Here is a 14,872-nt window from a genome sequence, read left to right on the forward strand (position 1 = left end):
CGGCGGCCCACCTCCCCGATTTCTTCAGAAGAATTCCTACACAGGAGAATTTGTGCTCGAGTCAAACACTTTCGATGAGCTTCGCATCGGCCTGGCCACCGCGGATCACATCCGCGCCTGGTCCTACGGCGAGGTCAAGAAGCCTGAAACCATCAACTACCGCACCCTGAAGCCGGAGAAGGACGGTCTCTTCGGAGAGCAGATCTTCGGCCCGTCCCGCGACTGGGAGTGCGCCTGCGGCAAGTACAAGCGTGTCCGCTTCAAGGGCATCGTCTGCGAGCGCTGCGGCGTCGAGGTCACCAAGTCCTCGGTCCGTCGTGAGCGCATGGGTCACATCGAGCTCGCCGCTCCCGTCACCCACATCTGGTACTTCAAGGGTGTTCCCTCGCGTCTGGGCTACCTGCTCGACATGGCGCCGAAGGACCTCGAGAAGGTCATCTACTTCGCTGCCTACATGGTCATCTCGGTCGACGAGGATGCTCGTCACCGCGACCTCGGCACGCAGGAGAACAACATCCGCCTCGAGCTGAAGACGCTCGGAGACCGCCGCGACGCGAAGATCGCCGAGCGCCTCGCTCGCCTGGAGGAGGAGCTCGCTTCCCTCGAGGCAGAGGGCGCCAAGGCCGACGCGAAGAAGAAGGTCAAGGACGCCGGCGAGAAGGAGATGTCGCTCATCCGCAAGGGTGCCGACGAGGCGATCGCCAAGCTCGAGCGCGTGTGGGAAGACTTCCGCACCCTCGAGGTCGGGGCCCTCCGCCCCGAGGACGACGTCTTCCACGAGCTGCAGGACCGCTTCGGTCAGTACTTCGAGGCCTACATGGGCGCCGAGTCGATCCAGCGTCGCCTCGCGGCGTTCGACCTGGCCGCCGAGGCCGAGAGCCTGCACCTGCAGATCTCCGAGGGCAAGGGTCAGCGCAAGATCCGTGCGATCAAGCGTCTGAAGGTCGTCAACTCGTTCCTGGAGACCGGCATGAGCCCGGCCGCCATGGTCCTCGACGTCGTTCCGGTGATCCCGCCGGAGCTGCGCCCGATGGTGCAGCTCGACGGTGGCCGCTTCGCGACCTCCGACCTCAACGACCTCTACCGTCGTGTGATCAACCGCAACAACCGTCTTCGCCGTCTGATCGACCTCGGTGCCCCCGAGATCATCGTCAACAACGAGAAGCGGATGCTGCAGGAGGCCGTCGACGCACTGTTCGACAACGGTCGCCGTGGTCGCCCCGTCACCGGTACCGGCAACCGTGCCCTGAAGTCCCTCAGCGACATGCTGAAGGGTAAGCAGGGTCGTTTCCGCCAGAACCTGCTCGGCAAGCGCGTCGACTACTCGGGCCGTTCGGTCATCATCGTCGGACCGCAGCTGAAGCTGCACCAGTGCGGTCTGCCCAAGCAGATGGCTCTGGAGCTCTTCAAGCCGTTCGTCATCAAGCGCCTGATCGACCTCGGTCACTCGCAGAACATCAAGGCGGCCAAGCGCGCCGTCGAGCGCACCCGTCCCGAGGTCTGGGACGTGCTCGAGGAGATCATCCGCGAGCGTCCGGTGCTGCTCAACCGTGCACCCACCCTGCACCGTCTGGGCATCCAGGCGTTCGAGCCTCAGCTCGTCGAGGGCAAGGCCATCCAGCTGCACCCGCTCGTCTGCGCGGCGTTCAACGCCGACTTCGACGGTGACCAGATGGCTGTACACCTGCCGCTGTCGGTCGAGGCTCAGGCCGAGGCCCGCGTGCTGATGCTCGCGTCGAACAACATCCTGAAGCCGTCCGACGGACGCCCGGTCACCCTGCCTTCGCAGGACATGATCATCGGTCTGCACCACCTGACCACGGTCAAGGCGGGCGCAGCCGGTGAGGGCCGTGCATTCGGTTCGGTGGGCGAGGCGATCCTGGCCAAGGACGAGGGCACCCTCGACCTGCAGGCCAAGGTCCGCATCCGCATCCCGGGTCTGACGTTCCTCGAGGGCGAAGCTCCCGAGGGCTACGAGCGCCACGGTCTCGTCGACGCATCCCTCGGACAGGCGATCTTCAACGACACGCTTCCCAAGGGATACCCGTTCGTCCGCGAGCAGGCTGACAAGAACAAGCTGTCGCAGATCGTCAACAAGCTGGCCGAGGAGTACCCCAAGGTCGAGACGGCCGCGTCGCTCGACCGCATCAAGGACGCCGGTTTCTACTGGGCCACGCGCTCTGGTGTGACGGTCGCCCTGAGCGACATCCTCACGCCGCCGAACAAGGCTGAGATCGTCGCGGGCTACGAGAAGCAGGCCGCGAAGGTCCAGTCCCAGTACGAGAAGGGCCTCACGACCGACGTCGAGCGTCGTCAGGAGCTCATCAAGATCTGGACTGAGGCGACCGACGAGGTCCAGGCCGCGATGAAGGCGAACTTCCCTGAGGACAACACCATCAACCGCATGGTGTCGTCGGGTGCTCGTGGTAACTGGCTGCAGATCCGGAACATCGCCGGTATGCGTGGTCTGGTGAACAACCCCAAGGGTGAGATCATCCCGCGTCCGATCATCTCCTCGTACCGCGAGGGTCTGTCGGTTGCGGAGTACTTCATCGCGACGCACGGTACCCGTAAGGGTCTGGCCGACACCGCTCTGCGTACCGCCGACTCGGGTTACCTGACCCGTCGTCTGGTGGACGTCTCGCAGGACGTCATCATCCGCGAAGAGGACTGCGGCACGTCGAAGGGCCTCGAGCTCCCGATCGCCGCTCCGAACTCGCAGGGCGAGCTGGTGCGCGACGCGAACGTCGAGAACTCGGTGTTCGCTCGTACCCTGGCCTCCGACGTGGTCGACAGCAAGGGCGAGGTCCTCGCTTCTGCCGGCGACGATGTGGGTGACGTGCTCATCGACAAGCTGGTCGCGCTGGGCGTCGAGAGCATCAAGGTGCGCTCGGTTCTCACCTGCGACTCCGCCGTCGGTGTCTGCGCGCAGTGCTACGGCCGTTCGCTCGCGACGGGTAAGACCGTCGACATCGGAGAGGCCGTCGGCATCATCGCGGCCCAGTCGATCGGTGAGCCCGGTACCCAGCTGACGATGCGTACCTTCCACACCGGTGGTTCCGCGTCTGCAGATGACATCACGCAGGGTCTTCCCCGTGTGCAGGAGCTCTTCGAGGCTCGTACCCCGAAGGCGGCATCGCCGATCGCCGAGGCCGATGGCCGCATCACGATCGACGAGACGGACAAGGCCAAGAGGCTCATCCTGACGCCCGACAACGGTGACGAGGAAGTGATCTACCCGGTCCTGAAGCGTGCGACGCTTCTGGTCGAGGACGGTCAGCACGTCAGCGTCGGTCAGCCGCTCCTGGTCGGCACGCTCGACCCCAAGGAGGTCATGCGTGTCATGGGTGCCCGCGAGGTGCAGCGTTACCTCGTCGGTGGCGTCCAGGGCGTGTACCGCTCGCAGGGTGTGCCGATCCACGACAAGCACATCGAGGTCATCGTCCGTCAGATGCTCCGCAAGGTCACTGTCGTCGATCACGCCGACACGACTCTGCTCCCGGGTGAGATGGTCGACCTCAAGCGCTACCAGGCGATCAACCGCGAGGCTGTGGCAGAGGGCAAGCGCCCCGCGTCCGGCCGTTCGGAGCTGATGGGTATCACGAAGGCGTCGCTCGCGACGGAGTCGTGGCTGTCGGCCGCCTCCTTCCAGGAGACGACCCGCGTGCTCACCGAGGCTGCGATGCAGGGCAAGCGCGACCCGCTGGTCGGTCTCAAGGAGAACGTCATCATCGGAAAGCTCATCCCCGCCGGAACCGGTCTCTCGAAGTACCGCGACGTCACGGTCGAGGCGACGGAAGAAGCCAAGAGCGAGCGCTACCCGAACCGGATCTTCGCATCCGACGGTGCGTACGCAGACGGTGACTTCGGTTACGTCGACTTCGACGCGTTCTCGACGGACGACATCACGCCGGGTACGTACAACTGATCGATTCAGCTCTGACGTACTGAGTGAGTAGAAGAAGGCCCCGGGCGAATCGCCCGGGGCCTTCTTCGTGCCCGAGGGGCGACCGGCCGGCGGCGTCGGATTCGGGTCAGTCGAACAGGTGCGCGATGATGCTCGACGTGTAGCCCGAGGGCGCGAGGTTCGAGTAGCGGGTGTCGATGAGGATGTCGTCGCGCCAGAACAGGGTACGGCCGTCCGTCACGGGGTACTGCTCGTTCTGCCAGGTCTTCTCGCAGCGTGTGCCGCCGTCCGGGGCGAAGCAGGTGAAGCCCTCGTTCGTGACGAGCGCGTTGAGCATGTCGAGCGCGGGTCCTCGGTTCATGAGAGAGATCGTCGTGACGAGGTTGGTGGTGTCGGCGCGAGGATCACGCCAGATGCAGGTGAGGGTTCCATCGTCGCCGACGCCGGAGGGACCGAGGCTCGCATCATTGAGGGGGATGCCGTCGAGCTGTGCGAGTACGTCCTCCGAGAGGATCGCCCGGCAGTCGGTCGGCAGAGCGATCGGCGCGGTCGTGGGCGTGGGGGAGGCTGTGGGAGAGGGGCTCGCGGTGCCGTCCGGAGTCGAGCTCGATGACGGCTCAGGCGATGCGCTCTGCTCGGTGCTGCCGGAACCGGCAGAGCCGCAGCCGGTCAGAGCGGCGATGATCAGTAGAGTCGCAGTGCCGGCGGCGAGTCGCGCGTTCATGCGCTCACCGTAGCGCCGGAGGGCGCGGGGGAGCGGGAGGCAGACCGCGCCGCCGCAGATGCCGTTCGCGCGGTAGTGTCGGCGGAATGAGCGTTGAATCCTCCCGTATATCCGGTGCCGTCGTCGTCGGAGACGCGCTGATCGATGAGATCCGTGGCGACGCCGGTGTGCGCGAGCTCGTCGGCGGCGCCGCGCTGAACGTGGCCGTAGGGCTGCGCCGGCTCGGTGTGCCGACCACTCTGATCGCGATGGTCGGCGATGACGAGGCGGGCGCGCACATCCGCGAGTACCTCGAGGACCACGACGTCAGACTGATCGCGAGCGAGGCTGCGCTCGGCTCCTCGCGGGCTATCGTCGAGCGCGGGCCGGACGGCGAGCCGGTGTACGTCTTCAACGAGGCGGCGCAGCGGCGCAGCATCCGCTATTCCGACGAGGCTGTGCGTGTCATGGCCGGCGCCGGCCTGGTGGCCGTCAGCTGCTTCCCCTTCGACGTTCCCGCCGAGGTCGACGCGCTCATGGCCGCTGCAGGTGACGCTCGTCTGGCCATCGATCCCAACCCGCGAACGGGCATGCTGAGCGACCGCGAGGAGTTCGTGCGGGGCTTCGAGCGTGCGGCCGCAGGAGCTGCGATCGTCAAGGTCGGCGCGGATGACGCCGCACTTCTCTACGACGGCGACCTCGACGGGCTCCGCGCCCGTCTGCGAGGGCTCGGGGTGCGTGCCGTGCTCGCGACAGCAGGTGCCGACGGCGCCGCACTCGAGTCGGATGCCGGAGTGGTCACCGCTCCCATCTCGGCGTTGCCGGGGCGTGTGGTCGATACAGTCGGTGCCGGCGATGCGACGCTCGCGGCGCTGGCTGCAGGACTCGCTGACGGCACCCCGGCCGATGCGGAGGGATGGCAGGAGCTGCTCGACCGGGCGATGGATGTGGCGGCGGCGACGTGTCGCGCCGAGGGCGGGCTGCTGCGCACTCCGGAGTCTCTGGCGGACGCCGACCGAGGCGTCTTCGGCAGCTGACGTCTCGATTTCTCGCGCCTGCCGTTCGCAGGTATGATTATCTATCGTGCCCCCGGTTGGCTGTCGAAGTTGGACGGGTGCGCTCTGGCGAGTTACCCAAGCGGCCAAAGGGATCTGACTGTAAATCAGACTGCATTGCATTCGGGGGTTCGAATCCCTCACTCGCCACCAGAGAAGTTCCTCGGCCATGCGAGGTCGACGCTGAACAGTTCGCACACGATGAGAAACGCCCCCGCACCGCGGGGGCGTTTCTCGTTTCTGTTCTCGCGGAGTCTTCTTCCGCTGCCCGGTTGCGGCGAGGATCTGCCGTCCTAGCCGACGCTCACGACGTCAGGCCTCTGCTCGGCGGAGAGTGCGTCGGCACCGTTCCGGGTGGCCTCGGCATCGGAAAGCGGCGGACGGCGCGGCCACCAGAAGCTGTCTTTGGCGATGAAGGCGAGCGCCGGGACGATGACGGTTCGCACGAGAAGAGTATCGATCAGCACGCCGATGCAGACGATGATGCCGATCTGCGTCAGCGTGATGAGTGGCAGGACTCCGAGCACGGCGAACACCGCGGCGAGCAGGATGCCGGCGCTGGTGATCACGGCGCCCGTCGCGGCGAGAGCGCGGATCATTCCCGGCGTGGTCCCGAGGTGCGCGGCCTCCTCCTTCGCTCGCGTGACGAGGAAGATGCTGTAGTCGACGCCGAGAGCGACAAGGAACAGGAAGCTGAACAGCAGCACGTTCGTGTCGATGGCGGGGAACTCGAAGAGCGGTGACTGGAAGAGCCACCAGCTCAGCCCGATGGCCGAGAAGAAGCTGGCCACGACGGCGATCAGGAGCAGCAACGGAGCGACGAACGCCCGAAGGAGAAGGACGAGGACGACGAAGACCAGCGCAAGGATGAGCGGGATGAGGAGAGCCTGATCCCGAGCCTGCGCATCGGCCACATCGAGCGCCTGAGAGTCGAGGCCGCCGACGAGGCCCTCACCGGATCCGACGTCATCGAGAGTCGCGCGCATGCGCTCCACTGTCGCGAACGCCGCCTCGGTCTCGGCGCTGGCATCGAGGGTGACATCGATCCGCGCCAGCTCATCCGTCGTCTCTCCCACGGTCGCCGAATCGACGCCGTCGAGATCTCCGAGGGCAGAAGTCGCTGCATCGGCATCATCGAGAGGGACGACGACGATCGCGGGGGAGGTGGTTCCCGCCGAGAACGCGTCGGCGAGAACCTCCTGACCCTGCACCGCCTCAGGCTTCTGCAGGAAACGGTCATTCTGCGACAGCCCGGTCTGCACGAACAGCAGGCCGCTGGCCATGGCTCCGAGAGCCACGAAGCCGACGGATGCCACCAGGACCGGCCGCTTGGACACTCCACGGCCGAGCTTGCCCCAAACGCTGCGCGAGATGGCGTCGGGCGAGTTGAACCGGGGGATGTAGGGCCAGAACAGACCGCGACCGAACAGCACCAGGGCGGCGGGGAGCACGAAGAGCGCGAAGAACATGGCGACGAGAATTCCCACGGCGCACGCCAGCCCCAGCGCACGGTTGCCGGCGATCTCGGCGAGAAGCAGCGTGAGAAGAGCGAGAGCGACGGTCGATCCGCTGGCGATGATGGCGGGACCCGCTCCGCGAAGAGCCCGTTGCATGGCTTCCCTACGATCCTCGTGCAACCGCAGTTCATCCCGGTAGCGGGCAATCAGCAGGAGTGCGTAGTTCGTTCCCGCGCCGAAGACGAGCACCGACAGGATGCCGGTGATTGACGCGTCGAGCTGGATGCCTACGGCGCCGGCCACCTGTCGCGCGACGATCCCGGCGAGGGCGTCTGCCAGCCCGATGACGACCAGTGGGACGATCCACAGCCAGGGGCTCCGGTAGGTGATCAGAAGAAGCACCGCGACGACGATGACGGTGGTGAGCAGCAGGGTGAAGTCCGCTCCGTCGAAGACAGCGGCGATGTCGACTTCGAAACCCTCTGCGCCGGTCAGATAGACGCGTACCCCATCGAGGTCTGAGGCGGAGATGTCGCGGATCTCCTGTGCGCGGTCGGACTGTGCGGCGACGTCGGGCTCCGGCTCGAGGGGCACGATCACCAGTGCGACCGTTCCGTCATCTGAGATCTGCGCGGGTGGGACGGCACCGTCGCGTGAGAGATCCGCCAGATCGCCGAAGGCCTTCTCATTGATCAGAGCGAGGGTGTCAGCGTCCAGCTCGCCATCTTCGGCGGCGAACACGACGAGCGCAGAGGTCGCCTCCGCGCTCGTGAACTCCTCCAGAAGCTCATCGACCTTGACCGATTCCGCCGACGAGGGGAGCCCCACGGAAGGGGCGGTTTCGGACTCCTCGCTCCCCGCGAGCGCGAAGAGCGCGGCGGCTGCGACGGCGGTCACGACGAGGATGATCCACGACGTCTTGGCGGACGTCAGGAATCGGGTCAGAGCACTCACGAGAATTCCCCACCTTGGATAGTAGTTCGATAGTCGAATTATATGACTATCGAAAGAGAGTAGCGATATCGTGGAGGTCATGCAAGTGAGTGAGGGTCCATCACCGGAGGCCGAGAGAGCGGCGTTCGCGCCTGCCCGACCGGCGACGGCGCTGCTGCGGGACTTCATCGAACTCAGCGAGCGGTTCGAGTCCTCCCTCGCCGACGAGCTGGGCGTCAATCCCACCGACCTCCAGGTCATGGAGCACCTGATCATGAGCGGGCCGCTCGCTCCGACCGAGCTCGCTCGGAGAGTGGGGCTCTCTGCGGGAGCGACCACCACGTCCGTCGATCGACTCGTCGCGCTCGGGCATGTGTCTCGAGAGCCTCGGCCGAACGATCGTCGCGGCATCCTCGTCGCTCCCCGCCCCGAGTCGCGCGACAAAGCGATGGGTCGCCTGATCCCCATGATCATGGGTGTCGATGCGGAGCTGGACTCCTTTACCCCACAGGAACAGGACGTGATCACCAGGTATCTCCGACGGGTCACTGAGTCACTGCGCGCACACGCCGGCGCCGATCCGTCGGCTCCACGCTGAGATTTCTAGACAGTGTTCAGAAATCCCTGGACACCTCGGAACGGCAGGCGCATAATCTGATCCACAGGACATGGTTTTAGCAAAGGAGCACGCCATGAGCGATCCGAATGAACCGACAGAGCTGTTCGACTCGGCGTCGGGGCCGACCGGTGCGTCGATCACCGATTGGACAGATCTCGGGCGGGAGATGTGGGCCTACCTCACCGGTCGAGGAGCCGCCGTCAACTACACGTTCGACGACATGACCGTCGAAGTGCCTCGGGATATCGGGCCTGATGCGCCGCGGGCGACCTGGAAGTTCAACGGCACGCTCCGGGTGACGACCAGCGACAGCGCGTCCGGTGGCGCGGGCTCAGTCTGAGCGCGAGCTCCTCCGATGATTCGCCTCGATATCGACCTGCAGGTCGAGCAGGCCAGCCCCGACGGCGGCCCTCCGACACGGTTCAGCGTCAGGGCTGAGGGTCAGGAGGTCGTCGTCTCCCTTGAATCCACCCCTGGACTCGGAAGCATGAGCCGTCGAGACCTGACTCAGCTCGTGCCGCTCGCCGATGGGCTCGCGCGACGCGGAATCCGTGTGCGTGTGGAGGGGCCGCGGGGGACTCTCGTTCAGTTCGGGGATGTGAAATCGGGGCCCATGGGCCGGGCGATCGCCGGATCCTCGCACATCAAACTGGGGCATCTCTCGACGCTCCTGTCGGAGGCGCAGCATCGGGAACGCGGCAGCGGCTTCCGGCTTCCCGTCCCTCCGTCGACGCCGTTTCCCCTCGTCCCCACAGTCGCCCGGAGAGTTCGGCGGCGAGTCACGACGACCCATTACATTCCCGGCTCCGGTCGTCCGCGGTTGATCTTCGCGGTCGGATCAGGCGACTGGAACTCCAGCAGGCCGCGTGAGTTCGACCTGCTCCCGGGGCGCACCGTCATCGGTTCCGGACCGGACGCCGACCTCCGGTTGGAGGGACTCGAAGCCCGCCACGCCGAAGTCCGTCACAATGAGGACGACGAGTACGTCCTCTACTCGTATGCGGCGACCGGCGGCGGCCGACCGAATCTGCCGCACAGCACGGAGAACGCCAGGATCCTGCGCACCGGATCTCGCATCGAGATAGGGCCATGGCGCCTGGCGTACTACCGCGAGGAGTTCGCCGACCATGGGCGTCCCTTCGGTGGACGCCAGGGAGGCGAGTACGAGTTCCAGAAGCAGCAACCGGTGCGTCCGTACGGATCGGGCGAGCTCGGCTGACCAACTCCGTCCATCGGAGGGGAGCCGCATCGTGTTGGGGTGCTGAGGATGCGGCGCGCGCGTCGTGAGCAGCGTTGTGCGGCGGCTACAGTCTCAGGCGAACCATCTACGAAAGAGGCGCTGCTGATGACTGACCAGACGAGGCTCGCACAGCTGGAGAAGGAGCACGTCGAACTGGTCGTGCGGCGATTCGACCGAGCGGACGCGTGGCGACTCGGGCGCTCCATAGCCGAGCGCGCGCTGGCTCAGGGAGCTCCCGTCGCGGTCGATGTGCGCACTGCGTCGGGCGTCCTGTTCCACGCGTCGCTGCCTGGCGCGACGGCTGACAATGACGCCTGGGTGCAGAAGAAGGCAGCGACTGCCCTGAGGTTCGAGACCAGCACTGCGCTGCTCGAAGCACGCGTCGCCAGCGGCGGGCGCGACATGTTCGAGCCGGGATGGCTCGACCCCGTCACGTATGCCGTCGCCGGCGGCTCTGTGCCTGTCCGTGTCGAAGGGGTGGGCGTCGTCGCCGTCGCGACGGTGTCGGGGCTTCCCTCAGCGGATGATCACGACCTCGTCGTCGAGGGGATCACGGCGCTGGGACTGCTCGTCGGGTGACGGGCGAGTCGCGGGCGATGACACCGACTCAACTCGGGTTCACGGATCTTTGGAAGATCGCCTCGAACTCGACCGGGACGAAGCCGAGCATGGTGTTGATCGAGCGCATCCACGTGTTCTGATCGTCGGTGCTCGTCCTAACGCGACCGACTCCGTCCAGCGTCCGGGCGACCTGCAGATTCGCGAGCTTCACAGCGAGCCCCAGGCCCCGCCCCCTGTGCTGCTTCAGCACGAGCGTTCCTTCGACCCGAGCGTGTCCGCCCGGTGTCTCAGAGGTCACGAGGCAGGTCCACGCCGCGACGTCACCTTCTGCATCCAGCGCGACGGTTTCGACCACGGTCGACCCCTGCGCATTCCACAGGGCGATCTCTTCGAGATACTCGGCCGGCGTGACCGGCGACTCGAGCCACCCCAGCTCTCCGTTGGGCGCTTCTGAATCGACCAGACCCATGATCTGCGCGACCTGCTCGCGCAGGCTCTCCGGCACACCGTCGACGTGGCTGGCGACCGTGTAGCCCAGGACAGTCGTCGGTTGGGGCAAGGGCGCGGTGCGGAGGTCCAGTTCGAACACAGTCTCCGTCGTGGCGGAGGCAAAACCCAGGGGCTCGAGGAAGCCACTCGAGAGCGCCGCGATTGCATCGAGCGTCGGCCTGTACGTCCTCGCGACGAACCGAACAACCGCGGCCGGGCTCTGCTCTTCAGCCGCGCACACCAATGCGCTCCCGATTCCACGATGCTGAAGGTCAGGAAGCACCCACGCGAAGATCCATGCAGTGTCGGGCTCGCTGTCGTGCGTCATACTCGCGCCGAATCCGACCAGCCGCTCACCGTCCCACGCCCCGAGGAGCCGATTGGTCCACCCGCTGTCAGCTCGCCACCCGAGCATCCGTGCCTCGGCGCCCGCACCCAACCAACCCGGTCGCACGCGCACGTTCGCGGCGGTCTCGACAGCGTAGGCGCTGCGCATCGCGCGGTCATCTGAGACGTCCAGCGGTCGAATGTCCATGACGTCAACCATACGAACAGGAGTCCGTGCGGCAGTGCGAATCGCCTGTTCGCGTGGTCAGGGCCCGATCTGGACCTCGACGTACGGATAGTGGCAGTCGCCGGGCGCACCTGCCTGCTCACAATCCTGATCGGGCTCGAGCAGCAGCAGCGCTGGCCCCGTGAGATCGGGTGGCAGGTCTACCGACACGGAGGCCGCTCCGATCTCGAGGCGTGAGCCGGTCGTCGTGTCGCCACCGGAAGTGCGGACGATCAGTTCTCCCGCCCACTGCTCGTCGATGCTGCACCCGGCAGGATCGACGGATACTGTGACGGTCTGTCCCGCCCGCGGCGACGGGGAGTCGACCGTCAGCAGGATCACCGACTCCTCGCACGCTCGCGAGGAAGCTGAGGGAGCGTTCTCCCCGGTCTCGGTGCCTGGTGCGTCACTGCTCGTACCGTGCTGACTCGGACCTCCGGCGGTCTGCGGTGAACATCCCGCCGGCCCGGCGCTGAGCAACAGCGCCAAAAGCAGTGCTCCTACCGGGTGCCGCATCGAGTTCCCCATGACTCTGAGTGTCGCGACTCGAGGAATCGTCTCAGTAGTCGGGATGCAAGCGCAGCCGTGAGGCGATCTGCGCCGCCTGCTCGGCGGGGGTCAAGGCGATGTCGATCTCAATCGACCTCTCATCGTCGTCCAGCGCTTCCAGCGTCGCGAACTGGGAATCGAGCAGCGTCGTCGGCATGAAGTGCCCTTCACGGCGCAGCATCCGGTCGAGGATGAGCTGGCGCTCGCCTGCGAAGTGCACGAACGTGACCGCATCTCGGCGCAGCACGTCGCGGTAGCTGCGCTTCAACGCAGAGCAGGTGACGATGCCGGGCTCACCCGCCTCGATGCGATCGTCGATCCACTCGGCGATGAGGTCGAGCCACGGCCAGCGGTCTTCGTCGGTGAGGGCGTGACCGGCGGCCATCTTGGCGACGTTCGCCGCGGGGTGCAGGTCGTCGCCCTCTTCGAAGGCCCAGCCGAGGCGGCCGGCGAGCATTGCCGCGACCGTGGATTTTCCTGTGCTGGCGACGCCCATGAAGACGAGGACGGGTGCGTTGACGGACATCATGGCGCGCTCAGACGAAGACGCTCAGGACGAGGACGCCGGCGAGGCCGGTGACCGAGATCAGACATTCGAGAACCGTCCATGACTTCAGAGTCTGCGGGATGCTGAGGCCGAAGTACTCCTTGATGAGCCAGAACCCCGCGTCGTTGACGTGCGAGAGGAAGACCGAGCCGGAGCCGATGGCGAGCACGAGCAGTGCGACCATGGGCGAGTCCAGCGTCTCGGTGAGCGGCTGCAGGATGCCGGCGGCGGTGATGGTCGCGACGGTCGCAGATCCGGTCGCGATGCGGATGACGACGGCGACGAGCCAGGCGAGGATCAGCACCGACACCGAGGATCCCGACACGAACTGCGCGATGACGTCGCCGATGCCGGTGTCGACCAGCACCTGCTTGAATCCGCCACCGGCGCCGACGATCAGCAGGATGCCGGCGATCGGTCCGAGCGACGAACCCACGATGTCGTTGATCTTGGTGCGGTCGAATCCGGCGCCACGGCCGAGGATGAAGAATCCGGCGAGCACGGCGATGAGCAGCGCGATGACGGGCGTGCCGAGGAAGTCGAGCGCAACCTTCCAGGGGGCGTCCGAGCCTGCGGCCGAGATGTCGGCGACGGCCTTGGCAAGCATGAGGAAGACGGGGAGCAGGATGCTGAACAGCGTGGCGCCGAACGACGGGCGGCGACGCTGCTCGACGCCCTCGTCCTCGTCGGTCACGAAGAGTTCGGGGACGGGGACGTCGACCCAGCGGGCGGCGAAGCGCGCGAACAGGGGACCGGAGATGATCACGGCGGGGATCGCGACGATGACGCCGAAGGCGAGAGTCAGACCGAGGTTGGCGCCGAGCGCATCGATCGCGGCGAGTGGACCCGGGTGCGGCGGGACGAGTCCGTGCATCGCCGAGAGGCCGGCGAGGGTCGGGATCGCGATGCGCATCAGGGGAGCGCCGGAGCGGCGGGCGACGAGGATGATCACCGGCACGAGGAGCACGAGGCCGACCTCGAAGAACATCGGCAGACCGATGACGGCACCGATGAGACCCATGACCCAGGGGAGGGAGCGGGCGCTCGCTCGGCTGACGAGAGTGTCGACGATGCGGTCGGCGCCGCCGGAGTCGGCGAGGAGCTTGCCGTAGATCGCACCGAGCGCGATCAGGATGCCGACGCCGCCCATGGTCGTGCCGAAGCCCGTCGAGAAGCTGGTGACGGACGCGGCGATGTCCATGCCCGCGATCGCACCCGTGGCGAGTGCTCCGATGGTGAGGGACAGGAACGGGTGCAGTTTCACCCAGGTGATCAGCACGATGATGATCGCGATGCCGATCACGGCCGCGGCGATGAGCTGGCCAGCAGGCTGAGGGGTGGCTGCGGTGTCGGTGGCGGCCGTCATGAGCGCGTCAGCGGCGGGAGTGAAGAGTGCCATGAGCTTCCTTGATCCGGGCGTGGTTTACGACCTTATGCCGTACATAATAAGCACGCATACCATGTCATGCGCAACATATTCGAAACATGAGTGTGAGACGTACCGCGTGACGACGTCACCGAGGGCATACTCGTCATATGACCGTCTCCAGCGCCGGAAGCCCCGTTCACGACTCCCTCGTCGCCGAACTCGGGCGCGCGATCGTCGACGGAGTGCACGCTCCCGGCTCGAGGATGCTCACGGTCGACGTCGCACAGGAGCGTGGGGTCTCCCGCTCCGCCGCACGTGAGGCTGTTCGCGTCCTGGAATCGTTCGGTCTGGTCTGGGTGCGCCGCAAGTCAGGGGTCGAAGTGCGCCCCCGCGCCGACTGGAACGTCTACGCCCCCGAGGTGATCGCCTGGAGACTGGCGGGTCCCGGGCGAGACGAGCAACTCCGCGAGCTGAGTCAGCTGCGTTCGGTCATCGAACCGCTGGCTGCGCAGCTCGCCGCCGGCACGGCGACCTCAGAGCAGAAGGTCGATCTCGTGTCTCTCGTCGTGGCGATGGGGCAGGAGGATCATGAGGCGGATCGCGAGCGCTACCTCACGGCCGACGTCCGCTTCCACCGGCTGCTGCTGGAGTCCTCCGGCAACGGCATGCTCTCCGCTCTCGGCGGCACGGTCGAGGCCGTGCTGCGGGGCCGGACCATGCACGATCTGATGCCGCATGTGGCGAATGAGAGCGCGGTGCAATGGCACAGGGATGTGGCATTCGCTGTGGCGAGCGGCGATGCGGATGCGGCGGCAGCAGCGATGCGGAACATCGTCTCGGAGGCAGACGAGGCGATGCAGCGCGCCGCCGAGTGAGCCGGAACCGGCGGT

General features: G+C 66.4%; 13 protein-coding genes and 1 tRNA gene. 8 read left to right on the top strand and 6 right to left on the bottom strand.

Annotation, left to right across the window (positions count from 1 at the left end; all coding sequences use genetic code 11):
- Positions 1-52: 52 nt before the first annotated feature.
- Positions 53-3,928: a DNA-directed RNA polymerase subunit beta' gene (rpoC, locus tag MRBLWH13_RS01885; protein WP_056309349.1), complete on the top strand. Its 3,876-nt coding sequence runs from the start codon at positions 53-55 to the stop codon at positions 3,926-3,928.
- 106 nt (positions 3,929-4,034) lie between these two features.
- Here the strand turns inward: rpoC and MRBLWH13_RS01890 are convergent, their stop codons facing one another.
- Positions 4,035-4,631: a hypothetical protein gene (locus MRBLWH13_RS01890; RefSeq protein ID WP_341956652.1), complete on the bottom strand. Its 597-nt coding sequence runs from the start codon at positions 4,629-4,631 to the stop codon at positions 4,035-4,037.
- An 86-nt stretch (positions 4,632-4,717) separates the two neighbouring features.
- Between MRBLWH13_RS01890 and MRBLWH13_RS01895 the strand changes: the two genes are divergently transcribed.
- A complete protein-coding gene (locus MRBLWH13_RS01895) occupies positions 4,718-5,647 on the top strand; it encodes a PfkB family carbohydrate kinase (RefSeq protein ID WP_341956653.1) in 930 nt (309 codons plus the stop codon).
- Positions 5,648-5,733: 86 nt separating this feature from the next.
- Positions 5,734-5,818: transfer RNA gene (locus tag MRBLWH13_RS01900), tRNA-Tyr, on the top strand.
- 140 nt (positions 5,819-5,958) lie between these two features.
- Here the strand turns inward: MRBLWH13_RS01900 and MRBLWH13_RS01905 are convergent.
- Positions 5,959-8,076, bottom strand: coding sequence for an MMPL family transporter (locus MRBLWH13_RS01905; RefSeq protein ID WP_341956654.1), 2,118 nt, complete (start codon positions 8,074-8,076; stop codon positions 5,959-5,961).
- A 79-nt stretch (positions 8,077-8,155) separates the two neighbouring features.
- On the opposite strand from MRBLWH13_RS01905, the gene MRBLWH13_RS01910 reads away from it, so the two are divergent.
- The 4 genes from MRBLWH13_RS01910 (at position 8,156) to MRBLWH13_RS01925 (ending at position 10,493) form a co-directional block, all read left to right on the top strand.
- Entirely contained in the window at positions 8,156-8,653 is a 498-nt protein-coding gene (locus MRBLWH13_RS01910; RefSeq protein WP_341956655.1) for a MarR family transcriptional regulator, read from the top strand.
- Positions 8,654-8,747: 94 nt separating this feature from the next.
- Positions 8,748-9,014 (top strand): hypothetical protein, encoded by a 267-nt coding sequence (locus MRBLWH13_RS01915; protein WP_042539097.1) that lies wholly within the window; start codon positions 8,748-8,750, stop codon positions 9,012-9,014.
- A gap of 15 nt (positions 9,015-9,029) precedes the next feature.
- Entirely contained in the window at positions 9,030-9,893 is an 864-nt protein-coding gene (locus MRBLWH13_RS01920; protein WP_341956656.1) for an FHA domain-containing protein, read from the top strand.
- Between the two features lie 126 nt (positions 9,894-10,019).
- Positions 10,020-10,493 carry a heme-binding protein gene (locus MRBLWH13_RS01925; RefSeq protein ID WP_042539101.1) on the top strand — a complete coding sequence of 158 codons (474 nt, stop codon included), beginning with the start codon at positions 10,020-10,022 and terminating at the stop codon, positions 10,491-10,493.
- 28 nt (positions 10,494-10,521) lie between these two features.
- Here MRBLWH13_RS01925 and MRBLWH13_RS01930 read toward each other — a convergent pair whose 3' ends face one another.
- From MRBLWH13_RS01930 to MRBLWH13_RS01945, 4 genes are all read right to left on the bottom strand, one after another.
- Positions 10,522-11,499, bottom strand: a complete 978-nt coding sequence (locus tag MRBLWH13_RS01930) for a GNAT family N-acetyltransferase (protein WP_341956657.1) — start codon at positions 11,497-11,499, stop codon at positions 10,522-10,524.
- Between the two features lie 57 nt (positions 11,500-11,556).
- Positions 11,557-11,859: a hypothetical protein gene (locus MRBLWH13_RS01935; RefSeq protein ID WP_341956658.1), complete on the bottom strand. Its 303-nt coding sequence runs from the start codon at positions 11,857-11,859 to the stop codon at positions 11,557-11,559.
- Between the two features lie 217 nt (positions 11,860-12,076).
- A complete protein-coding gene (locus tag MRBLWH13_RS01940; protein WP_341956659.1) occupies positions 12,077-12,595 on the bottom strand; it encodes a gluconokinase in 519 nt (172 codons plus the stop codon).
- Positions 12,596-12,602: 7 nt separating this feature from the next.
- Complete coding sequence (locus MRBLWH13_RS01945; protein WP_341958365.1) at positions 12,603-13,979, bottom strand: gluconate:H+ symporter; 1,377 nt, start codon at positions 13,977-13,979, stop codon at positions 12,603-12,605.
- 170 nt (positions 13,980-14,149) lie between these two features.
- Here MRBLWH13_RS01945 and MRBLWH13_RS01950 point away from each other — a divergent pair, with 170 nt between their 5' ends.
- Positions 14,150-14,857 carry an FCD domain-containing protein gene (locus MRBLWH13_RS01950; RefSeq protein WP_341956660.1) on the top strand — a complete coding sequence of 236 codons (708 nt, stop codon included), beginning with the start codon at positions 14,150-14,152 and terminating at the stop codon, positions 14,855-14,857.
- Positions 14,858-14,872 lie beyond the last annotated feature (15 nt).

The sequence above is a fragment of the Microbacterium sp. LWH13-1.2 genome (genome assembly GCF_038397735.1).
Classification (GTDB): Bacteria; Actinomycetota; Actinomycetes; order Actinomycetales; family Microbacteriaceae; genus Microbacterium.

Bases quoted from the DNA above. Each gene is read 5' to 3' on its own strand.
- MRBLWH13_RS01890 (WP_341956652.1), bottom strand. From the start codon at position 4,631: ATGAACGCGCGACTCGCCGCCGGCACTGCGACTCTACTGATCATCGCC.
- MRBLWH13_RS01895 (WP_341956653.1), top strand. From the start codon at position 4,718: ATGAGCGTTGAATCCTCCCGTATATCCGGTGCCGTCGTCGTCGGAGAC.
- MRBLWH13_RS01910 (WP_341956655.1), top strand. From the start codon at position 8,156: ATGCAAGTGAGTGAGGGTCCATCACCGGAGGCCGAGAGAGCGGCGTTC.
- MRBLWH13_RS01915 (WP_042539097.1), top strand. From the start codon at position 8,748: ATGAGCGATCCGAATGAACCGACAGAGCTGTTCGACTCGGCGTCGGGG.
- MRBLWH13_RS01920 (WP_341956656.1), top strand. From the start codon at position 9,030: ATGATTCGCCTCGATATCGACCTGCAGGTCGAGCAGGCCAGCCCCGAC.
- MRBLWH13_RS01925 (WP_042539101.1), top strand. From the start codon at position 10,020: ATGACTGACCAGACGAGGCTCGCACAGCTGGAGAAGGAGCACGTCGAA.
- MRBLWH13_RS01930 (WP_341956657.1), bottom strand. From the start codon at position 11,499: ATGGACATTCGACCGCTGGACGTCTCAGATGACCGCGCGATGCGCAGC.
- MRBLWH13_RS01940 (WP_341956659.1), bottom strand. From the start codon at position 12,595: ATGATGTCCGTCAACGCACCCGTCCTCGTCTTCATGGGCGTCGCCAGC.
- MRBLWH13_RS01945 (WP_341958365.1), bottom strand. From the start codon at position 13,979: ATGACGGCCGCCACCGACACCGCAGCCACCCCTCAGCCTGCTGGCCAG.
- MRBLWH13_RS01950 (WP_341956660.1), top strand. From the start codon at position 14,150: ATGACCGTCTCCAGCGCCGGAAGCCCCGTTCACGACTCCCTCGTCGCC.